This is a genomic window from Paenibacillus sp. V4I7, assembly GCF_030817275.1.
GTDB lineage: Bacteria > Bacillota > Bacilli > Paenibacillales > NBRC-103111 > Paenibacillus_E.
Genome location: NZ_JAUSZD010000002.1, coordinates 1070049 through 1092382, shown reverse-complemented (window position 1 = coordinate 1092382; position 22334 = coordinate 1070049). Strand labels below are relative to the sequence as shown.

The 22334-nt window shown below is 42.7% G+C and carries 24 protein-coding genes and 1 pseudogene; 2 read left to right on the top strand and 23 right to left on the bottom strand.

Translation table 11 applies throughout. The annotated features are described in order from the left end of the window. Positions 1-389 precede the first annotated feature (389 nt). The 4 genes from QFZ80_RS06290 to QFZ80_RS06275 form a co-directional block, all read right to left on the bottom strand. Positions 390-977 (bottom strand): Type 1 glutamine amidotransferase-like domain-containing protein, encoded by a 588-nt coding sequence (locus tag QFZ80_RS06290; protein WP_307557833.1) that lies wholly within the window; start codon positions 975-977, stop codon positions 390-392. Positions 978-1151: 174 nt separating this feature from the next. Continuing rightward, positions 1152-1754, bottom strand: a complete 603-nt coding sequence (locus QFZ80_RS06285) for a tyrosine-type recombinase/integrase (protein WP_307557831.1) — start codon at positions 1752-1754, stop codon at positions 1152-1154. Between the two features lie 225 nt (positions 1755-1979). Then, positions 1980-2579, bottom strand: coding sequence for an NADPH-dependent F420 reductase (locus tag QFZ80_RS06280; protein ID WP_307557829.1), 600 nt, complete (start codon positions 2577-2579; stop codon positions 1980-1982). Continuing rightward, positions 2576-2983, bottom strand: a complete 408-nt coding sequence (locus tag QFZ80_RS06275) for a MerR family transcriptional regulator (RefSeq protein WP_307557826.1) — start codon at positions 2981-2983, stop codon at positions 2576-2578. The genes QFZ80_RS06280 and QFZ80_RS06275 overlap by 4 nt, the downstream gene beginning before the upstream one ends. A 541-nt stretch (positions 2984-3524) precedes the next feature. On the opposite strand from QFZ80_RS06275, the gene QFZ80_RS06270 reads away from it, so the two are divergent. Next, positions 3525-4880: a catalase gene (locus QFZ80_RS06270; RefSeq protein ID WP_060647817.1), complete on the top strand. Its 1356-nt coding sequence runs from the start codon at positions 3525-3527 to the stop codon at positions 4878-4880. 86 nt (positions 4881-4966) lie between these two features. On the opposite strand, the gene QFZ80_RS06265 is transcribed toward QFZ80_RS06270, so the two are convergent. The 7 genes and pseudogenes from QFZ80_RS06265 to QFZ80_RS06235 form a co-directional block, all read right to left on the bottom strand. Then, positions 4967-5308 carry a DoxX family protein gene (locus tag QFZ80_RS06265; RefSeq protein ID WP_060647815.1) on the bottom strand — a complete coding sequence of 114 codons (342 nt, stop codon included), beginning with the start codon at positions 5306-5308 and terminating at the stop codon, positions 4967-4969. Positions 5309-5467: 159 nt separating this feature from the next. Further along, the gene (locus QFZ80_RS06260) at positions 5468-5893 is read right to left on the bottom strand and encodes a MarR family winged helix-turn-helix transcriptional regulator (protein WP_307440771.1); all 426 of its coding nucleotides are present in this window, start codon (positions 5891-5893) and stop codon (positions 5468-5470) included. A 201-nt stretch (positions 5894-6094) separates the two neighbouring features. Beyond that, positions 6095-6205: pseudogene (locus QFZ80_RS06255) on the bottom strand (polyketide cyclase); the annotation flags it as partial. A gap of 124 nt (positions 6206-6329) precedes the next feature. After that, complete coding sequence (locus QFZ80_RS06250; RefSeq protein WP_307557823.1) at positions 6330-7346, bottom strand: hypothetical protein; 1017 nt, start codon at positions 7344-7346, stop codon at positions 6330-6332. 172 nt (positions 7347-7518) lie between these two features. Beyond that, the gene (locus QFZ80_RS06245) at positions 7519-7971 is read right to left on the bottom strand and encodes a DUF4275 family protein (RefSeq protein ID WP_307557820.1); all 453 of its coding nucleotides are present in this window, start codon (positions 7969-7971) and stop codon (positions 7519-7521) included. Between the two features lie 56 nt (positions 7972-8027). Further along, positions 8028-8450, bottom strand: coding sequence for a hypothetical protein (locus QFZ80_RS06240; RefSeq protein ID WP_307557818.1), 423 nt, complete (start codon positions 8448-8450; stop codon positions 8028-8030). 1247 nt (positions 8451-9697) lie between these two features. Further along, entirely contained in the window at positions 9698-10147 is a 450-nt protein-coding gene (locus QFZ80_RS06235; protein WP_307557816.1) for a GyrI-like domain-containing protein, read from the bottom strand. 332 nt (positions 10148-10479) lie between these two features. Here QFZ80_RS06235 and QFZ80_RS06230 point away from each other — a divergent pair, with 332 nt between their 5' ends. Then, positions 10480-11757 carry an IS110 family RNA-guided transposase gene (locus QFZ80_RS06230; protein ID WP_307557200.1) on the top strand — a complete coding sequence of 426 codons (1278 nt, stop codon included), beginning with the start codon at positions 10480-10482 and terminating at the stop codon, positions 11755-11757. Positions 11758-12217: 460 nt separating this feature from the next. Here QFZ80_RS06230 and clpP read toward each other — a convergent pair whose 3' ends face one another. The 12 genes from clpP to QFZ80_RS06170 form a co-directional block, all read right to left on the bottom strand. Beyond that, positions 12218-12796, bottom strand: a complete 579-nt coding sequence (clpP, locus tag QFZ80_RS06225; protein ID WP_307564042.1) for an ATP-dependent Clp endopeptidase proteolytic subunit ClpP — start codon at positions 12794-12796, stop codon at positions 12218-12220. A 7-nt stretch (positions 12797-12803) separates the two neighbouring features. After that, positions 12804-13334 carry a hypothetical protein gene (locus QFZ80_RS06220; RefSeq protein ID WP_307557814.1) on the bottom strand — a complete coding sequence of 177 codons (531 nt, stop codon included), beginning with the start codon at positions 13332-13334 and terminating at the stop codon, positions 12804-12806. Next, positions 13331-13759 carry a MerR family transcriptional regulator gene (locus tag QFZ80_RS06215; protein ID WP_307557812.1) on the bottom strand — a complete coding sequence of 143 codons (429 nt, stop codon included), beginning with the start codon at positions 13757-13759 and terminating at the stop codon, positions 13331-13333. Before QFZ80_RS06215 ends, QFZ80_RS06220 begins: the two co-directional genes overlap by 4 nt. A gap of 317 nt (positions 13760-14076) precedes the next feature. Beyond that, positions 14077-14565 (bottom strand): NUDIX hydrolase, encoded by a 489-nt coding sequence (locus tag QFZ80_RS06210; RefSeq protein WP_307557809.1) that lies wholly within the window; start codon positions 14563-14565, stop codon positions 14077-14079. A gap of 202 nt (positions 14566-14767) precedes the next feature. After that, the gene (locus QFZ80_RS06205) at positions 14768-15202 is read right to left on the bottom strand and encodes a hypothetical protein (protein WP_307557807.1); all 435 of its coding nucleotides are present in this window, start codon (positions 15200-15202) and stop codon (positions 14768-14770) included. 180 nt (positions 15203-15382) lie between these two features. Then, on the bottom strand, positions 15383-17503 hold the full coding sequence (locus QFZ80_RS06200) for a stalk domain-containing protein (protein WP_307557805.1): 2121 nt from the start codon (positions 17501-17503) through the stop codon (positions 15383-15385). 1457 nt (positions 17504-18960) lie between these two features. After that, positions 18961-19182, bottom strand: coding sequence for a DUF7660 family protein (locus QFZ80_RS06195; RefSeq protein ID WP_307557803.1), 222 nt, complete (start codon positions 19180-19182; stop codon positions 18961-18963). A 64-nt stretch (positions 19183-19246) separates the two neighbouring features. Continuing rightward, positions 19247-20023, bottom strand: coding sequence for a Cof-type HAD-IIB family hydrolase (locus QFZ80_RS06190; RefSeq protein WP_307440855.1), 777 nt, complete (start codon positions 20021-20023; stop codon positions 19247-19249). Between the two features lie 277 nt (positions 20024-20300). Then, on the bottom strand, positions 20301-20489 hold the full coding sequence (locus tag QFZ80_RS06185) for a hypothetical protein (RefSeq protein ID WP_307440854.1): 189 nt from the start codon (positions 20487-20489) through the stop codon (positions 20301-20303). A gap of 330 nt (positions 20490-20819) precedes the next feature. After that, positions 20820-21326, bottom strand: coding sequence for a 3'-5' exonuclease (locus tag QFZ80_RS06180; protein ID WP_307440853.1), 507 nt, complete (start codon positions 21324-21326; stop codon positions 20820-20822). 244 nt (positions 21327-21570) lie between these two features. Next, positions 21571-22032, bottom strand: a complete 462-nt coding sequence (locus tag QFZ80_RS06175) for a DinB family protein (protein ID WP_307440852.1) — start codon at positions 22030-22032, stop codon at positions 21571-21573. After that, the gene (locus tag QFZ80_RS06170) at positions 22029-22253 is read right to left on the bottom strand and encodes a hypothetical protein (protein ID WP_307450109.1); all 225 of its coding nucleotides are present in this window, start codon (positions 22251-22253) and stop codon (positions 22029-22031) included. The genes QFZ80_RS06175 and QFZ80_RS06170 overlap by 4 nt, the downstream gene beginning before the upstream one ends. Positions 22254-22334 lie beyond the last annotated feature (81 nt).

Genomic DNA, 22334 nt, shown 5'->3' with positions numbered 1-22334 from the left:
GGGTTCTTCTGCGCTGCATTCCAAGTTCTTCGCGCGTTCCATGGCCTTCGCCGGGGCAGACGTGGCTCGGCTCCCTCTTGTCCCTTTCGGGTTCAGTTTCACGATGCGGTAGGATTCATTTTCATTACGGCCTGCAGATTTGCTTTATTACGCTTCCGCGCAACTTTTCACAGGGCTTCAGCCGCCGGATTTCGCCGACGTCTGCCTGCTAGCTACGGGGCGGCTTGGTCCTTACCCCGACTGAACTTGCATCAGTAAGTTGTGCCTAGCTTGGCTAGGCGCGCTCTGCCCGTTACCTCAACAGGCTGCCATAGCCGGCAGCCTGTTGTTGTTGTTCACTCGTTCTCCTTTTGCTCAATAATGCAGTTTGAAAGGTCAAAATTCATGAATTATATGACTATGTAATGGCCATCCTCTATTCTGGTTAATTTGAGGTTCTCCTTAATTTCTAGATCCACCAATTTCTGTTCCTGCCCGAGATATCTGTTGTGATGCGGCAAAATGATTTCTGGTATGAGACCAACAGCATCAAAATCAGTTATGCCAATCTCATTCCATTCAGGGTGCAAAATATTTGCATGCTTTATTGTCTTCCCAAGTACTACAGCTCCCGAACTGTGACCAAGGATCATGCTGCCGCTCTCTCTTATATCAATAAGTATGTCGTCAACCTTAGCTTTCTTAATTTGTTCCAATAAGTAAAAGGGGTTTCCACCGAAAATACAAACGATGGGATAATTATATAAAATTCGAGGATTTTCGTTTGCGATATCAATGAAATCAACTGTTGAAAACCCAACGTCAGTTAGCTGTACAGTTGTTTTATTTATATGAAAACTTCGACTTTCGGAATCCTTAATTGCTGTGGTAATAAGACAGATTTTTTTCTCTATGTTGTGTTCCTGCAGTATTTTATTAAATTGGGTAAATACTGCATCATCGTAAAGTCCATTTGAGGTTAGAAAAACGGGTAACATTACAGTATAAACACCTCCGTAAATTTACATTGCATTTATTGTATCGTAGCAAAATTTCCCATTATCCCCATTTAAATGTTAGCTGGGAAAAGGCAACCGATTTGAACCGTCTGCCTTTTCGTTTTGAGCTATCGTTCCTCGTTAGTTTAGTCGCCACTCAGGCTAAAGTGCTTGTTAAACCACGAGCTTCTCTAACCATGCTGAATCAGGTTTCATTATACGTAATCCATCTGCTAGCCAAAGCTTCTGCTGATCATTCATGCTGCTGACATAATTAATGAAATCTTCATTATCTTTTTCTCTTATTGCTGAACAGTTCTCCCAATTAACATCTTCAATGTTTATTTTCTGAACCTCTCCAACGCGGCATCCTGTGCAGTACAGAAACTCCAACAGAGCATGCTCCCGGTGAGAATGACAGGTAATCTTAAGATGAATAACATCCTCCTCAACTAGGAATTTCGGAATACATTTGTCCATCTTAGGTTCTCTCAGCTTGAGAGAAGGATTCCGTGTCATATGACCTTCTTCAAATGCAAAGCGAAAAAGGGAATGTACAAATCGAATACGATGACCTAGGCTACTCGGTTTTAATCGCTCTGATACCCTTGCAAAATAATCTTTTAGCATATTTAAAGATATTTCTTCAATCTCCAGATTACCCAGTTCGCGAATCAACATGTTTAGTTGTAGAAAGTATGCTTTCATTGTATGCATGCTGAACCCCAGGATACGTTTGTCAGCTTCATACAGCACCCATAACTCCTTCAATGTCATAAAAAACCCTCCCAAATATAGGTTATCTCTAGCTTTGCTAGAATTGGGAGGGTTTAATCTTAACGCTTATAGTGTGTTATGCTAGCGTATCCGTTAGCGTAGTCACCCTAATTAGGACTCTTACCGTTAATTAAAATCTACGTTACAACAATGTTTAACTTAATTGCCTACACGCTATACAACAAAAGATCAAACAACGCCGTTTGCACCGGATGGCATCGACCACTAACGCCTTAGTACGCTAAGGCTATATTCTCGCCCGAACTTGGGAGCGAGTATGCTCCAGATCATCCCTATCGCCGTTTCCGCCTTCGCCATAGCGTCCGGACCGCCGATTTCAACCGGATCGAGCCCGATATCACTTGCCAACTTGGCGACGACTTCTACTGCTGCGGGGTCATCCCCGCTTAAGAAAGCCGTCGCGGTACCCGCTTCATACCGAGGGTTCGCGAGCACTTCCCAGGGCAGCATGTGGAAAGCACGGACGACGCGCGCATTCCGTGCGAGACGCCGCACCTCGGCGTCCGAGGACGTACCGTCGTATCGGTTGGTGCAGTTGATGAGGATTTTACCGTCCAGATCCCCTGCCTCGGCCAGCACGCGCTCCACATCACTGGGCAGAACGGCCAACAGGATCACCTCGCCGAACGCGACCGCTTCCATGATCGTACCGGCCTGCGCGTTAGCGCCGACGACTTGTAGCAAGAGCTTCATCTTCTCGCTATGAGGATCCCTCGAGCCGAACATCACGCGATGTTCAAGAGCGGCCCATTGTTTGCCTAATGTCCCGCCAATATTCCCAGAACCAATCGAAGCGATTTTCATTTTTTCACTGCCTCCTTTTCAATGATCCCATTGTAGAAATCCAACTTCTCTCTCGTTTCTTCGATTATGTTCGCCAACGCTAAGTACTGCGCTTCCATTCTAACCATATGCTCCGAGAGAATTTGCACTCGGCTTTCGATAGTCTTCCTGTCTTCGACGCTTAGCGGGAACGCAGGATTCGCGAAGCATCTTCCTTCCTGCAAAAACGTCTTCATCTCGTCTAGCGACAACCCCGTCTTCTTTAGGCAGTGCAAGGAAGAAAGCTGCCGCACGTCATCCTCACTATATGATCTTAGGCCCCCCGGCCCTCTCTTTGGCGGCTTCATCAAGCCGATCTTCTCGTAATACCTGAGCGTATCGATGCTGAAACTCGTTAACTCCGCCGCTTGCCCGATCGAATACATCTGATCTCCACCTCCTCTCTGTTCCGATATTATTATTCTAGAGGCTGGAGCCGACTCCAGGTCAACACCCGATTTGCGGTCCCGCCTTTTTCTTAATGAATTGATAAAATCATGGTACCTTCAGACAGCAGCATTGCTCAAACTATGCCGTCCGTTATTTCAATAAAACAAAGAGGAGTTGCCAGCGCAAGCTCCTCCATTATCGTTCTTCGTTAGCTTAACACCCCACCACCCCATTATTTCCTTGCCGCTATCTTGAAACGTTTCGTATTGGTCTTAATTCCCTTCTCCGTTTTGCGGGTTTCTTCGGTTGAATAATAGTAAATTTTCCATTTCCTTTCCTTTAACCATTTTAAAAAAAGACTTGCCGTCAATTTAGGAAATTACATTCAACTGGACGTTTTCATGTTCTGGCGGAATAACGTAAGTTACCCCGCACGGGGTGCCTTTTTCATGCTTTGATCACTGTCATATTCATAGCCAAGCGCCTCATACCTTAATATGTCCATACAATTTATAGTGCGGCTTGGGAGGTAGAGAGATGAACGAGAACACAGGAAATCGCCTCTGGCCGGGGGAGCTTCCGGATGTTGAACACTCGCAGACGGTTGGAAGTCGAGGCCCCGTGCTGGAGCAGGATAGCATACTCCACGAAACACTGGAGACGTTTATCCATGAGAAACCGCTGGAGAGACCCGTACATGTCAAGGGCTGCGGCGCCTTCGGCTACTTCCAGACCGTTAACGCGATGCCGGCCTACACGCAGCTGTGCTTCCTGCAAAATCCGGGCCTGCAGGTCCCCGTCACCGTCAGATTTTCGCTTGCTGTCAGCAATCGGGGTACGCCGGATACGTCCCGCAACGTGCGCGGCTTCTCCACCAAGTTCTACACGGACCAGGGCGTATTCGATCTGGTCTGCAACCACATCCCGGTATTCGCCGTCCGGGACGCCATCCGCTTTCCGGAGTTTATCCGCTCCCTCTTGCCTTCACCCGTCAATAACCTAACCGAGCCGGAGCGGTTCTGGAACTTCGTCGCCCGGGCGCCGGAAGCCACCAACTTCGTGCTTTGGCTGTACTCTGACGTCGGTACGATTAAAAGCCTTCGCCACATCCCGGGCCACAGCGTCAATACCTACGTCTGGAAAAACGCACAAGGCATGCGCACATACGTCAAATATCACTGGATGCCTCTTGCCGGCATTCAGTACATCGATCAGCGAGAAGCCTCCCGACTGTCAGGCGAGAATCCCGATTATGCCGCTAAGGATTTGTTCGATACCCTGCAGGCGGGCAAAGGGGTGGAATACGGCCTTTACGTGCAGCTGATGAACCCTCAAGACGAGGCCACCCTCCCCTTCGACCCGCTGGACGATACGAAAATATGGGATGAGCGGCAGTATCCGTTGCATCCGGTCGGCAGACTGGTCTTGAACCGCAATCCGGATAACTATAGCGAACAGGTCGAGAAGCTGGCCTTCTCCCCTGCGAACCTGCTGAAAGGCGCAGAGCTGTCGGACGATAAACTGCTGCAAGGGCGCTCTAACATTTACTGGGATTCGCAGCGGCGACGGCTTGGTCCGGATTTCCGTAGCATTCCGATCAATCATCAGCAGCACTGGTCGCCGGACTCCCAAGTGACCAGCGGCAACGGAAGATTCGTGGAAGGCCGCCTCGAGCGTACGGACATCCCGAAGCAGGATGACTTCATGCAAGCGGGTGAGTTCTACCGATCGCTTGCGCCACTGCAGCAAGAGCATTTGGTTGCGAACCTAACCGGCGATCTTGTCCAAGTCTCGCGCGAAACGCAAAACATCGTGCTCGGCTACCTGTACAAGGCGTCTGCCGAGCTTGGAGAACGGGTCTCTCGGGCCATCCATGGAATGACCAGGGGTTGAAAACCAAAAAGAGCTGTATTTGACAACAAATACGGCTCTTTCTTTATATAAGGTAATGATTTCAAGTCAAAGCTCCCGTTTCAATTTCAGAGATCTAAATGATAAAGGGCAATCGTAAAAGACAGCAGACACAGTATTATTGCTGGGATCGCTTTTTTAAATGGATCACGTGCGATCACAAGCAGAGTAAAGACTGCAACCAGCATTGTCGCTCCTAGAAGTAATCCAGATAACAAAGCTACGATAGGATACCATATCCCTACTATCATTCCAATGGAGCATATTATTTCAATAAACCCTGTTAAGAAATTAAATATGGACGGAAGACCAAATCGACTAAATTCATTTGCCATTTTACCTGAGATTATTCTCGTTCCTGTTATCATGAAGAAAATGCCCAATATAACTTGGAAAATAATAACTAACATACCGTAATCACGCTCTTTCTAGTTTTAATTTTTCGCATTTTATATGCTATAGCATATAAATGGTGGACTCATACGAGTACATGGATATTTGAGTTGGGTCTCTTCAATTCGTTGTGTCTGCATCTCGAATTGCAACACGCACTTCAAGATGCCTAGGCACTACTCATCTTTTACGCTTGAATACAGTTTGCTAAGTAGCTCATGTAACTGTTGAAGTTCATCTTTACTCAAATTTTTGGTAACATGATCGTGAGCAGCCGTTACAATTGGCAAAAGTTTTGTTTTGAGACTCATTCCTTTGTCGCTAAGGAACAAGTTGTGGGATCGTTTATCAAAATCATTCTGTATTCTTCTTACTATTTCTTTTTTTTCAAGTGAATAAATCATCCTCACAACAGTGGTTTGATCTCTATCAATGGCTTCAGCAAGCTCTTTCTGGCTCGTTGCTCTTTCCGCGTCAAGTATATTGATAATCCCCCATTGTTCAGGAGTTACTTCATATTGTTTAAGTATTTTCGTGAAAAAATTAGTCATTTTTACATCTGTTCGATGAACAAGAAAACCAGTGAGATTATTTAGCTCCATAATATATGCTCTCCTCTCTATAAGATCAATACATGCTATAGCATATAAAATATCTTAAAAACTCTTGTTTGTCAAATGGGACGGCTCACTCACATTTCAGTAATGCCTGCTGGAACTGGGAAAATAATGATAAAACCAGCGGCATTACTGGACTGTGGAATACTGCCGCTGGGTTTAGAATTGAACTAACGTGCCCGTGCATCAAGATATACTTACCAGATGCTCCTCAAGGCGATCCATGGTCTGTTCAGCACCTGGGACGGCATATATTTTCACCTTTTCAAATACAGCGGCAGTTTCTTCAAAGATCGTAACACCAGCTATAACTGACAGTATCTCCTCGAGCATATCCTCACCTCAAACGTAGTGCTATCGTTATCCGTTAGTTCAATGAGTACCGTTTTTGCTGTCCGGTATAACCGACATCAATCTCATTTCAATCCTTTTGAAGCCCCATCCCAAACAATGACTTTTGAATCTCGTGATCCACTTTACTTTTTGAAGTTGCAAAGTATAAGGTAGTTAAAGAGTTTGGTAGTTTCTGCCTTATAAAGGAATCAAAATCAATCGAAGTTTTGTAGATACTCAGCAGCTGTAACGAAGGCAGTTGATCCAGACCGGTCAAGGAAGTTAAACCTTTGCAATTTAAGACCGAGATTTCCCCTAATTCCCTCTGCGGCTCATTGAAGTTGATCTGATTTAGCTGAAATTGATCTTCAATGAGAAGTTTCCGAAGCTTCTGGAATTTCGTTATATTTTGAATGTTGCTAAACCCCCTGACTCTTACGATTTCTAAGGTTTCGATTTCATTTTCTTCAATCTCATGGACGCTTTCTCTTCCCCCTAGAATGAACTTAAGTGTTTTCAACTTACTCAATTTGTTGATAAAATGAACGGGCGTTTTACTGATCGAATTTAAGGAGAGAAACTCGAGTTTGGCTAAATGTCCAATAGCGTCTAGGTTCTTGACCTTACCACCTGCGATCAAAGTATGCAAACGGCTATAGCCTTCTAGATGTGCCAAATTCACGGTCTTTTTCTCAGAATAAATCGTAAGCATGCAAAGGTTTTGGAGAGGTTCGCCTCTCAGGATCTCTGCATCTTCCAACTCGAATATGTTCAAATTCAAATAGTACAAATTCTCAAGCCGGGTTAGTGCCTCGGTATTGTGAGCATGGAGTAGACAATCAACATACAAAGTTTTGACATTCGGAATCTGTAGAATAGTATTGCAATCAAATGATAAAGAGTAATGCCCATAAAAGCGTACACCCAAGTTCTCATCCCAATGGGCGCATAATTCGTCTAATTCGTGGAGTATTGAGCCGTAGAATGATGGATGAGAAAACTGCACGATGACATGTTTTCCTTGTCGTAATTCATTCTCGACCTGATCACGGTCCAGTACCGACGGATCATTGATTCGAATCTGGGTATTCCAGTTGACGCCCAAAGCGGATTCCTCCCGGTTTATTGTTTTTATATTAGTTTCCCAAATTAAAAGGAAAGGCAGGAGTATATCCCTATGGCTGTAAGACTTTATGTTGAACTAATCTGCCCGTGGAAAAGGCAGCCGGTTTATTTCAGCTGCCTCGTTATGGTCTGTATCATGCTATCGTTTCTCGTTAGGTAGATGATAATATAGACTCATTTCTATAACTAAAGTAAGGACCGCACATGCCAGTCTCATGGGTTATTACATATGTCCAATTAAATTTTATGTCTACAACATAAACATCCGCTGCATTTATAAATTCATCTGCAGTTAACTCTGATAATTCTTCTATCAACAATGCATCATCTGAATGCTGATAAAATACATAGCAAGTATGTTTTTCGATATTATCGAAGGTTTTGTTCGCATCCTGACGCTGAAAGCTCTCTCTCTTCTTATAGCTAAACAAGTGCCATAAATAACCACAGTAACCCTCATTATCGTAAAGATAAATAGATTTTTTCTCGTTTTCACTTAAATGATTAGCGAAATTATTCTCCCAATGCTTTCGTAAGTGAGGACCCAAGTTCGGTATTTGTTGGACTTTTACTTTTTTCTCTTTTAATGAATCTAATAAATTCACATAACACCTCATCAGAGTTAAGTTATTTGCCTTGCAACTATCGTTCTCCCGTTAGTTCAATCATAATTCCCAAAATGAAGTAGGAACTGTTTATTGTTGCAAACAAAAATCAAATCATCCCAATAAATCTCAGTGAAAAAGTTTGGCTCACTATCTACTTTATATATCGTGAAATCACTTTCGAAAAAATTGCTCATTAAATCAATGAAACCATTAATACTAAACTCTTTACAAAATCTAACTGGTTTATCATGTCGATTAAAGGTATACCCAATCTCAAAAAACCATTTATCACAAAGACCTTTTATTTCCTCCTTCCAATCCAAGATGGGAGTTACTTTTGCAATCACTTCTTCACCCTTGCCTTTGTTTAATTTTAAAGAGTTAACAAAAGAAACAAGAATATCATCATGATATTCAAGTTCTGTAAATTCAAACGTATAACCAATATTCCTGGTATGTAATAACGAGAATGCCAATAAATATCCCTCGATTTTTGCTAACTTTATCTTTTCCAGTTTCCGCCCCCCCCTTTATTAACGCACTGCACTGTATCAATAAAATGATTTATTATAAAATTCGATTGAGTATGCATTTTTCAGGTTAACTCTTCCACGTTAAACTGCCCTTTAGTTTAATTGCTTGCTCCCAGATGAAGCTCCTGTCCATGATTCGCTATATCCAGGGTAGTAATAACAAAAGACCCAAACTCCCCATTTTACCTAGTGATCGAATTCATTCTTCGATCAAGGTAAGTAATGGCTTGCAGGGTCTTAATATCTTCAATTTCATCTCATATTCGTTATGGATTTCGAAGAAAACGGGTTTTATTTTTGTATTCTTCACCTCGTTTAAGGATAGAAGAAGGATGTGATTTCCGATCACCAGCAACCATATTCAGCATATCATAGCTTTTCGCTGAAAAGACATCCCAAATCCTTGAAATGTACATATCCAAAGCAATAAATGCTCCGAAAATAGATACAATCATTATGCAAAAGATCACCATAGAAAAGCATCCTCCCTTTGTGAAATGCCAGATCTGTTTCAGTTATCCATATAAATAGAATAGCACAAGTAAGGAAATAAAAGTAAAATTTTGTTATTAAACTAATGTTCCCAGTTAGGTGAATAAAACCGCTACCTTATTATCAGTCTCTTTATTGTCTGCAGATGTTCAATTCCCAAATAAGAATAAGTTATCACAACGCTTTTGGGATTCTGTATAAATGATTCCTTTATCTCTACATCATAGTCAACTATGACTCTTTTGTTTGTTGTCCAAGTATCAGAACTTGTATATACCCTATGGCTTGGAATCACTTGAACCGTAAATGGTTTACCGTCAATAGTTAAATCGCCGATTACAATTCCTTGAAAATCCTGTAGCTCAATTTTCAGTAATTTTAGTGCTTTGTCACTTGTATTAACAAGCCCAAAATTATATTTCTGTTTAGTATTAATTAAACGTAGAAGCAGACTTTTCAGTGATTTCCGAAGCAGTATCAATAGTAAAAGCATTAACAACACGATTATAAGCATACTGATATGAAAACCAACCAGCAAGAATAAGAGCTACAATAATACCTAAAATAGCCTTTCTGATAATTAGCACCTCCAATTTGTTATGAACCTATCCACTTATACTTGTTCGATAAGAGTATGATAAATCATACCCATTTCGCAAAACTGCTCCTTGAATCATTGAACTATCGTATCCGTTAGCTTAATCCATGATTGGGATATATACCTCAGCTTCATCAGGCCATACAGGATTTTCAAAATGATACATTTCGAATGCGAGCGCCCTGTTATTGTTTTGCTTGTTGTTGGCTTTCAAATAATCGTGAATATCTCGATAGGGGTCACTTGTTGATTTTACTTTCGCATAACGATGCGGAGGTATCGTAAAGCCTAACATCCCTGCTGGTACATCTGTAATATCAGCCACTTCCATGCAAACGAAGTAAGTAAACAGTATCTCCGAAGAAAAGCTCGGACTCACGTAACGTTCAGGATGAATTATATTTCGAATTTCAACTTTGCGTCTGAAAAATTCCTTTTTCATATCTTCTACTCTTTCAGGAAGATGGCCCTTAAAGGGTGAAGTGATACACAAGCCAACAAGATTGATTTCGGGTAATTCAAACTCGTATACCTGGTTGTTATCCGACATTAAGATTGCCCCTCTCAGCATATTCTGAAAAACTCAGTTAAAATGCACTTTTTAATTGTGTAGCCAATCAAACTTACCGCTTTACGCATACCACTCCATTATAGCGATCATTTGTTCGCGTGTAAATATTTTCCTATTAACTATCCTGCCCGTTAGCGCAACGAGGCTGCCGATCCATACCGGCAGCCTGGTTCTGTTTGCTTAGTGAGCTATAGTACCCGTTAACATTCCTGTAGGTGTTAGTAGATTGAACTTGCAGAAAAAAGGACGCCTCGCTAGGATGAGTATGTACTGGGTTGCAGCCCTCAGAACTCACCTTAGGAGGCGTTATCATGAAGTCTAATCCAATTAAGTCTCAAAATCAACGCGTAGAACGAATCTCCACTACCACTCTGGTCATAGGCATCGACATTGCCAAAGAGAAGCACGCTGCACAAGCCATTAATTTTCGAGGTATTGTCCTCACCAAGCGCCCTATTCTATTTTCGAATGACCTAGCTGGCTTTGAGCATCTAGAAGACAGTATTCGGAAATTACAGAAGATGCACGGCATGAATGACTTGGTTGTGGGAATGGAGAGCACCGGTCACTACTGGTTCAATCTTGCCAACTGGTTGGTGGATCAAGGAATTGATGTGGCTCTTGTCAATCCAATGACAACCAAACGCAATAAGGAAAACAGAGATAACTCACCTTCCAAGAACGACCCAAAGGATGCTCTGGTCATCGCCGATGCGGTGAGTCGTGGGTTCTACACAGCCTTCGCTCCAAAGGATGAAGCATTCCGCCGTATACGGGTTATGGTTACAAACAGAGAGCACTGGGTTGTTAAATCAGGACGGATTAAGAATAGAATCCACCGCTGGCTCGATATCCGTTTTCCAGAATACAGACAAGCATTTGATGATATTTTTAGCGATCGTTCCTTGGCCACTTTGCGCCGGTTCCCAGCCCCTTCTGACCTATTGCAGCTAACTCCGGAGCAAATGGTACAGATCTGGGGTGAGTATATGGCCAGACCTGGCGGGGTGCGAGGTACGAACAAGGCTTTGGAACTTCAATCACTCGCTAGACATAGCGTGGGAGACACTACTGCCCTTGAAGAAGACAAATGGGAGCTGAGGCACCTCATCGAAGAGTATGAAAGGATCCGCCGAATTATTGACGAAGCGGACGAGATGATTGAAAAGATACTGCCTGAAATTCCTTGTTCTGATCTCGTTCGATCTGTCGGTACTTCCGTTCCTGCAACGGCTGCCATATTGGCATTTGGCGGGGACTTACGTAAGCTGTCTCACGGAAATCAATTATTGCGCAAGGCAGGATTGAACTTAGCAGAACGAAGTTCAGGCAAGTATAAGGGGCAAATCAAGCTCACCAAACGAGGCAACTCGCTACTGCGCAAGCATCTCTACTTCACTGTGTTTCACCTGTTATCTTTCAATGAAGCGTTCCAAGCCATGCATACGCATAATACCGAAGTGAAACGAATGACGAAAATGCAGTCCATGATGAAGCTGATTGGGAAACTAGCCCGTATGCTTGTAGCCATGGCAAGAGAAGGACAATCATTCTCCATGGATAAGGCCCAGCTACCATTATCTGCATAAAAAATAAATCTTAACTCTGACACGTAAATTGGCTCATTCGCAGGAACTCATAAAGAAAGCACGGAGTACCGATATTTTTAAGCTTTAGGGCATAGACCCGTTCCGTTAACGTTGATCGGACTCCACACCTTGGAAAGATAGGACGAAGGAATGTGAGGGCAAAGACCCGTCGAGATTTGGGAGAGTGAATCCCCAAGGACCTTGTGGAGAGAAGCGTGCAGCATAACTTTTCTTATGGAAGATGTTGTAAAAATATTCAGCACCTTCTGTTCCCGCATGCGCACTAACGGAACTGCCTGTCCCACACTACCCAAACACCTGAACTCCTGTTTAACAAGCATATTGAAATCCTGCGAATGAGCGAGCATTCGTGAGATAATCCTTATTCTCTGAGGGAGCGTAACAATTAATTAGGTTGGCTCCTATGTTCATTTTTCAATCGCTAGGTCTGAGAAGGTTCTTATTTCGTAAGTACGGCATCAATTATACCGTAGTTTAGGGATTCCTGGGCGGACATAAAGTGATCCCGGTCAGTGTCCCTTTCAATTTTTTCAATCGATTGCCCTGTTTGTCTTGCCAACAGTTGATTCAATTTCTGGCGTAAATTCAAGATTCTCTTTGCACTAATTTCAATATCGGATGCTTGCCCTTGTATGCCTCCCAATGGCTGGTGAATCATAACTTCACTATTTGGCAAGCAGTAGCGTTTTCCTTTAGCTCCGCTGGATAAGAGAAATCCACCCATGGAAGCCGCCATACCGATACAAAGCGTGCTTACATCCGGTTTTACATATTGCATGGCATCATAAATTCCCATACCTGCTGTGATGGATCCACCGGGACTGTTAATGTACAATTTGATCTCCTTTTCCCGATCATCCGCTTCTAAATAGAGCAACTGCGCAATAACGGTGTTCGCCAACGTGTCCGATACTTCCCCTGTAATGAAGATAATGCGGTCTTGCAACATACGCGAATAAATGTCGTAAGCCCGTTCACCCCTACTGGTATTCTCCACAACGTACGGTATTAGGTTCAGGTTCCTCCTATTGAATGATCCCTTCGATCCGGTATTTCTTTTCCCATTCAGAAAGGTGATTGGGGTCGATCCTGATAAACTTTGTCGGCGCATATTCGATACTATCTTGAACTTTGGAACCTTCGTTCTGCTGCTGCAGTTCCTTGATTTTACTTACAACTTCTTCGTCAATGAAGGCGTTATCGATTTCCTCATCCGTTACAACCATTAAGCGAATAAAATGTTCAACGCGAGTGACACTTCCATTTTCGTCATTGTAACAGAATGCTACAGTAATGGTTTTCTCCCCGCATGACACGGGCTCTCGAGTGAAGACTTCGATAAAAACGTCGCTTACATACCTAGGGTTATGGATAAAAATTTCTCCCGTCTGATCTTCATCGAAACCACTAAGATTACGAACCCGATGAATACCAGCTGGAAGAGAGAGTTGTATATGGGCTTTCCCAACTTGCCCAACCGGAGCCAGTTGAATCCAAAGGTGGTTCATGCCTTCTTCATTTTCAATCGCTGATTTTGCGTAACGGACTTTGATCATTTGTTTCCTTCCCCTTTCAGCATATGGGCAACGGTTTCGATCATCTTCGCTTTCAATTCTGGTGAAATGCGCGAGCTCATCGAGATGATAACATCTTCGTTTACGACATGAGTTTCGTTCTGAAGAACCTGATTGGACTGATACAGGCGGAGGTTTTCACCGATTTTGATGACATCATCAATTGACAATCCCTTTAGCTTTTCTTGCGCTGAGGCTAGGGTTTCCCCGCTTTTAGATAACGTGAGGATAGCGCGAAAATAATATAGGTGGCTATCCGTATACATCCTTTTGTTGCCAACCAATTCTAGGGGTGGGATAATCCCGATTTGTGTATAGTACCTGACCGTTCTTAAGTTCATTTGTGGGTCATCTTTTTGCAAAACTGCAGCTATTTGCTTAGCGGTGTAAGTATTCAATGTTCTCACCTTCTTTACTGCTTATATTTACACTTTACTGTCACTATTACAGTTTAGTGTAACATATTATATTTGTCAATATTCGGTTCCCTTCAAGATTATCGAAAACGTAACAAACCGGCTGCATAACAGCCGGTTAAAGTCCTAGATTATTGTGTTATCCTGCCCGTTCGTATTACGAGGTCCTGGAAAACTCCTAAAAACCTAGCCACTGGAGGTAGCCACCACGCTCTACTGCCCGTCTCTCGGAGCAAAGGGCCACCTCGCGGCAGCCCTTATTGATTGAACTATTGTTCCTCGTTAGTTTAAAGAACTATTCTTAATGACTACAACGCTCTTTGAAAATTAAGACTGCATTCGTGCGTTGTTGTAGTAACGTAATCCATAAAATTCACAGAACCATTAAAGTTCAAATAAGCTTCATAACGCAAACGGATTGCAGGTAAAGTAATAAAATCGAGAACATTTTCCTTTGGAACCCACTTGCAATCGCTCGTTTCATCAGAAGTAGTTAGTACTCCGCCAACAACTCTGCACACGAAATCAAACATGACCTTCGTAGGAACATCAGTCACACCGTCATACCACTTATGGACCGCTGTATTGGATATAACATTAACTAAATGACTAACAATCGCGTCGATTCCACTTTCTTCTTTAATTTCACGGAGCACTCCATCAATTAGGTTTTCTCCAACCTCAGTAATTCCCCCAGGATACACCCAACCATCGTCATGAGCTTTAACTAACAAAATATTTCCATGTCCATCTTCTACAATTCCGCCTGCTGATACAATATGTGTTGGGAATGCCATTCAAAGACCCTCCTAGTAGGATATAATTGTATATTAATTCCATTTAATCCACATACTTTCCTGCTTAGCGTGATCGATACTCGATTATAATTGCATAATCTTCCACACTGGCACCACGTTAACCTGTCCGATAGTTGAACAGGCTGCCGATGATGTCGGCAGCCCGTTCGTCATGGTGCTATCGTTTTCCGTTAGGTCAATCTCATTTACCCTTGACGACATTATTATCAATTAAAAATTCATCAAAAAAGGTCATTAGTCGGTCGTTAATATCATTAGTCATATGATAATAAACTCCATTGATTTGGATATCTTGATTCGGTCCAAACGACATACCTATTATCTTTTTGTTTTCTTTATCGTACAGTTGAAGACTTCCGCTACCAGTCCATGGATTCGGCTTCGTCTTACGATATGTGGTTGCTCTCAATGACTGGATAAAATAATTAATTTCTGTTATGTTCTCTGTCTTGTAGAATAAGCCGTTTCCACCGTGTCGATATTCTATCTTTACGACATCTCCTGGTGGTGCAATTTCATCAATACTAAGCGAAGCAGATTGTAATTGAAACTTAGACAGTACCACCATTCCAATCACAAGAACTAAAATAACACATGCTAAAATAGGTTTCCGCATACGAATCCCCCTCTGCTTTTTAGACGATCAAAATGGGGATTGGTTGCATAACCCTGCCCGTTACTTTAATGAAACCCAAAGAAGCCGCTTCAAAATAGCAGCTCCTCTTCCACTATCGTTTCCTTTAATTAAACTTACTCTAGCCTTATTCACATGTTTTTGTATCGATTTGAATGTTGATCATTCTCTTTTCTCGCCAAGTTCGAATAGTCCGAAGTAATCCGGCTGACCCGTTTCACTGTAAAGCTTCCCCTGCCCATGAAACTTGCCGGCTTTGAATTCACCTTCGTAGATCAATCGACCGACCTTGTCGAATAACATTCCTTTGCCTGAAGGAACATCGCCAATCAAATCGCCTTCATATTTTGAACCGTCGGGCAATACGACTCCCCCCGTTTCCGGCATCTGCCGGATGAACAGAACCCGCTTCGAATCGTCCCACTCGAGCATCATGCCGAGCTTTTGTAAAATTCCTGCATACATATAAGTCGTATCGCCGACTAGCCTGAGCTCTATCGGTAACTCGACTACTCTGCCATTGAACTCGGCTCTACTTTCTCCAATGTTAAATTTGAACGCGCGATCCGTTCGGCCAGTTTTCTCACCGAGAATCGTTTGTCGTTCTGCTTGCCATGTGATCTTCCATTCCGCCGCTTCCAATACTTCTCTCAGTGGAACGAACAATGCGTAGTCGTCTACACTATTCGGAGAATGCTCCAGCTGCAGTTTGGTTTCATTCAGATAAAGTGTAATCGGCAAATCAACATTCTGTCTTACATGCGCGAGTAGCTTCCCGTCTCCTTCACCGAACGCGGGGCGCATAGCCGTATGGTGAACTGGCTCTCTTGCGCTAACGTATATCCACTTACCGTCTTTGCTGCTACCAATCACCATCGAATCGTGGTATAGACCGGTGTACAGCGTCTTATCTTCCAAACGATCCGCATCGAAAACGTTGATCCGATTTGTATACTGGTTTTGTCCCGATCGATCCAATTCTCCACTGGAGTAAATGATCTTGTGCGTTCCATTTACCCACACCTCGGACCAGAACGGAAGCTTATGAGGGGGATAAACAAGCTCTGTCCCATGAAATAGTCCACCGTTAGCATAGTAGCGATACACGTTATCGCTGGAAGCGGAAAATCCAGACCAACTCTCGTCAGGGATCGGCAGCTTCGATTCAGTAATTGTGCCGTCACGCCAAGCATATTGATTTCGGAGTTCACGATACGGACGATCATTCAGCACGAAATAAACGTGTTCCCCATCGTCTTTAAATTGAACCGGCATACGCTGGCTTAAACCTTGGTCTTCCGGAATCCATCCGTTTACGGATTCGTCAAGCACCTGCGTGATGTCCTTATCGAGCGAGTATAGAAGAAGTGTCAAATCGTTCTCCTGCGATTCCTTCCCGACTGCCATGAACACGTACTTGCCATCCTTAGATAAGCTGGCTCCATGAACATATCCATCAACATGGATGGATGAGGCGGTGTTGCTTTGCGGGACTTGAATCCCTTGTTCAGGCTGCTCGTAAAAGAACCCGCGTCGATCGACCACGAAGTCGCCTTTTCCCATATAATTCGTTTGTAGTACCACGGGATAGCGGATAAGTTGCTTTTCTTGAAGATCATAAAGGGCATACAGCTTTTTCAAAATAGCGTCACACTCGCAATAATCAATAGGCCGTATACCAAGTAAATAACTGTCACTATTCCCCAGTATTCGGAATGAATAAGGGTCATCGATTGCGGTGATCAGCTCCCGTACCTCGCCATCCGTCGAATAGCGCCATAGCTGTAACGATGACTGGATCGATACGGCAAAAATCGGAGCATTTGCGATTGGTTTGCCTTGGATCGTCAGCGATTCGTTTACATTCACCTGATAATCTCCTTGCAAATAATAACCGGTATTCGGGTGTAGTCTGATTACCGAAACATGAACGTGAACCGTCCGATCATTTATCCAGTCGAAATCCCATTTTAGCTCCGGTGTGTAGGGATTGTCTGATGCTGCGCTTTGTTTTTCTATCGCTTTGGCAACAGATTCATGATCCATCGGCTCCGGAAACTCAATAATAAACGTTTGCGGTGAAGCGGAAACTAACGTACGCAGCGGAGCCTGTAAGCGCGGCTCCGCTTCCAGACGGATCGATATTTGAGCCGCAGTATCAGAAATATTGGCCTTCTCGGCATTTGCTTCCTCAGCAACTATAGCGTCGGCTGTCGCGATGGTCCCGCCCAATAATAAACCTAGGGCTATTACGAGCGATTTCATCTGGAACATTCTGTTCATTTCTGCCCCTCCCTCAAATTAACTAACAAACTAAAGATTAGACGATGGAAGGATTGCCCATGTTGCGATCTGTTTGAACATTTTGGACTAATTAAGAAAATAAAGTCACTACCGCTGTTTTATTGAGCTATCGTTACTCGTTAGCCATCCATGCCCTTTAATTACTAGCTATGCTTAGACTCCAGGCAACAAGTGGGGCATGATGTTTCTGCCGACATCAATAACGTACTTACTTAACTCTGAGACGAGTTCTTTGTCAGTCGTTTTGTAAAACTCTTTGTCAATTACAAAGTATCCTGTACTTGAATATCGCTTATCACTCGCAAACTCCAGAAGTACAGCACAAATTGTGATTATCCATGTCTTTGGCATAGAACACCTCTCAATGTATGTGACGCTTTAGTTTATTGTTTATTTGCAGACTGACTCCTCCGCTAAAGTGCTCGTTAACGTAATGAAGGCAGCCCTATATACCTGGCTGCCTTCTCTTGCTGCTTAATGTCCTACCGGTTGCAATAGGTAAGCATTTGATGTCATCTCCAGCTTTTCCCCTGCGCCACACGGAGCGTGCGACTTTCACCGCACTCCGCGTTCCCTCTAACTGACTTTACTAGATCATAAGTTCCTCGTTACTCTAGGATATGGACTGTTCAGTCATCCCAGTAGCTTGCACTGTGGCATCCATTGATGTCCCCACGTTCTTACCTGATCGGTGCAATTCACGCTTGGAAAACAATCTTTCTTTTCAGTTAGACTTGGGGCTGTTCCTCCACTCCCATTATAGGAGTTTCACCAGTCATACCCCTACCCTCACAAGGATGAATGTATTTCGGCATGCGCCTTATAACAACCATTTCGGGTAACAGCCCTTGTTACAATGTCCCTTGTTTTCCAAGTCCCTTACAACCTAGCTATTCTTTCTGTACTTAGGTGCTTCCTCTAGGCCTGTGAGACAGATGCCGCCATTGTTCGGCATAGCGTATTTCATAGGAAAAATTCTTACTTTACGCCACTCACACCATCTTTTGATGGTACATATGTTTCCATATGTTCTAACTTTAGACCTGTACATTCGGAAGTTCGTCAGTTCAGTTTGTTTGAACATTCTCACCATATCCAGTTTTTCAGCCGCGCGACATATCCGTTGGCATACCTTTTTCTATTCGAATGGCTACAGCCTTCGTTCTGCCGAATCTACCTGTACTTCACACCTTATGTTCTGTTAAACATAACGCGCGCAGGAGTATTGGCGGGATGGTTTCAGGATACATGGTTCCGTCATTCCCATCCTTGGTTGTAAAGTTAAGATTACTGCTGTAATCTCCTGCTTTTCACACTGTTTGGTGCTTATAGCAGAACTTGTCGTACTTTTCCTTTAGTTCATTCTCAGTTACTTCCTCGTCTAATAAACCTTGTTGTTATGGTGCTCTCGTTACCCGGTAGTGTAATGGCTTTTTTTACTCGTATGCCTTACCAGCTAATAAAGAGGTTGCAAGCAGACTCCAAGTAGGCGTTTTCGAATTCGCATCATCAGAATCATTTAACCAAGCAGCCATAGCCTCCAAAAAGCTATCCAGTTTTTGGTTCTCCCAGCTCGAAGCATTATTAGTTAGATCATGTCTCAATGTATGAAGAAATACAACCATCTCATCTTTATTGGATACATCATTAGGGTTCAAGGGTTCACATCCTCGTCGTATTATTCAACAAACGTTTCCGTTAGTTAAATGATGGATGACTGAATTATATTATTCCGAACTGTGTCAGAGCAAAGTGTATACCATCTTCGCTTGCTTTTTTGGTAACGAAATCTGCTTTTTGTTTAAGCTTTTCATCACCGTTTCCCATAGCAATCCCCAAACCTACAAACTCTAACATATCCAAATCGTTTCCACCATCTCCAAATGCAATTGAATTGCAAACGTCAATTTTGTAATAATCCAGCACTTTTTTAATTGCTTGCGATTTAGATACAATTTGAGTTTCAAGGACGTTCATTACATAACCGTGGAAACGTACAAACTGAAGTTGCGGAAAGTTATCAATAAATTTTTCAGTTTCACTCTCATCAGCATACAAACATATACAGTAAATCTCCTCTGGCAGTGTGTTTAATTTGCTAGGATAATCTACAAGACCAAGAGTCTCTGCTAGAGCATTTCTAACACGTTTCTCTTCTACACCGATGCCGTTCATTGAAATTGAATCTGTAAAGTAGGAAATACCGTGTCCGTGTAACTCGGCAAAACTCGACAGATCATGAACAGTCTTTTGAGATATTACCGACTTATAAATAACTTCGCTTTGGTTTTTCACAAGAGCGCCATTAGACGAGATTAATGTATCAATACCTAGTGAAATCAGTTCTTCACATAAATTATGCGGTCTACCTGTTGCAACTACGACCTTAATGCCTTCTTCATGAAGTCTCTTAATCGCCACTTTTGTACTTTTAGGGATTACTCTATCCACTTCACTGTATAACGTACCATCAACATCAAAAAACACTATTTTATACATTCTGCACGAATCCCCCTATTACTATCTCTTTCATTATAAAAAATGACAGTAATAGTTGCAAAGCCATGCATCCAATATTTTTCGTCCACTTTGCCGCCACACTGATCAATCGATCTGCATATCCTGGCTAAATCTAGTTCAGACTTACAGGTTTCGTAATGAAATGAAAGGCAGATGTTCTCAAGATTCATAAATCACCCTTGTACAAAAGATTAATTAACGTAAAAAAAGAACTATTCCAGATCGCAGCCAAAGCGACCGAAATAGATAGACAGCCCTACACTTCCGCTGAAGGATATTCAGCTTTTAATTCTTCAACGGTGCCGAATTTAGGAGTTTCAAAGATCAATTTCGCCGGTGCCTTGTCGGTTTTATTTTTGACAATATGGCCATAATATTTGCCAGATTTTTCAAATACGAACATAGTCTTATCCTTTTCCTTGAGTAAAGGGTATTTATCGATCATGAGGGCACTCTCCTCTCTAAGATAGATAAATCAACGGATTTGATTCATCTATCTTCATTATTACGTCTCAAACATGTATCCGTATTTATCTCATTTATTGATCAAATAAGTCTCAACAATAATCATTACTGATACCTCTTGTGGGTAACAATTATAAATGAGACTAAAAAGCACCCAAATGGGTGCTTTTTTGAATGTCTATTTGAGATTTCGAACGATTATAAATGAGATTTATTGATATATACTTAATTATAAACGAGACTATATTTACAATTCAACCTAGAAACCAATTTTATCCTTCCTCTTGTTTCCTTAGCTATTAGTTTAAGTTTACATTTTATGCACATTATCCACCCCAAACCACTTTACTGCTTGAGCAACGATATAGTCATTAGGATTATGATAGAAAACAATTAGATTTTCCTTTGCCCTTGTGCAACAAACATAAAAAATCTTTTTAGTTCTTAAAAATACTGATTCGTTTTCAGTTTTGTTACTAAACAAGTATTCAAAATTGAATTTATTCCACTTACCATTGTCTAACACAACAAATACATTTTCAAATTCAGAACCCTTAATTTTATGTTGCGTTGAAAACGGAGTAAAGCCCTCGAGATAATAATACAAATTTTGGAATTCTTGATATTTCACATCTTTGACCCTACTATAGACGTATTCATTTTCTTTAATATATTTATTGTAACTATCATCTTTAATGCACAATCCGTTACTATCAGCGAATTCAACTACATCTTCAATACTACTCTCAGACATTTTCTCAAGTGCTGAAACAATATTATAGATCTCTATCTTATGCTCAACTGTTAGCGGGCGCATCGGCGATAATTTCTCGCTTTGCTTCTTCTAGTTCTTGATTTAATAGCATAGTCAGTTCTCCTTTAGTTTCTTGTCGTATTTTACACCAACTTTTACCGTTTTGGAATCTCTTTTTCTCTTTTTCTCTTTTTTAAGGTTGCTGCGAACTGAACAATAATCATCATTAAAGTGATTGCAATCATTATCGTGTTGAAGGCGGGCATATGGTTCGTCGTTGGCAGTAATCAAAGAAGCATCGTTCGCCTTAAGAAGCTTGCAGTGCTTTCAGCATAGCATTGACAAATCCGACATGGTCAAGCATATGCAGCTCCGTGGACACGATCAGCTCGCCGATCGTTTGCGCCTTCAGGAAGTTCTCCGGCACGGGCTCGTCCAGCCTGTCCTTCAAAGTCTCGCGGATAAGGAACGCTAGAGCCTTGAGCTGCGAGATCAAGTCGTCCCACGCTGGTGGCTCTTCCTGCCAATCCGCGGGCTTCGTGCCGTAGGCGAACAACGCCTGGTACCGTCCCGTCAGGAATGTGAGATGGTTCGAGAGGCTGAACACGTGGAATTCCGTCACCGTCAGCACATGTCCGACATGCCAGTGCAGGTGGTTCTTGAAGCCGTTCGGGATCACGCGGCGTTTGTCCGGCGGGCATTGCTCGACCAATTGTAAAAAGACGTTCAGCCGGCTGTCCAATAGTTCCAAAATAAACTCGTTTCTCATTGTTCATCGTCCCCTTGAAATAGATTGTCATATTTTCCGGATCCGCTTTGTGTCAAGTCGTCCTTAGGAATAAAGTGCAGCGACGCGGAGTTCGTGCAATATCGAAGTCCCGTCGGCTCGGGGCCGTCTTGATCATGCTGCGTGACTTCGACCTGCAGCTTCGTGAGCGACTTCAGCCTTTCCGCTTTGTCGAACCGGGAATACGGACTTTCCAGCGCCATCAGCTCCTGACCCTCGCCCCAGACGCGGTCCAGAAAAGCCTCCCGGCCGGACGCAACGTCGTTGAATTTGTAATCGGACGG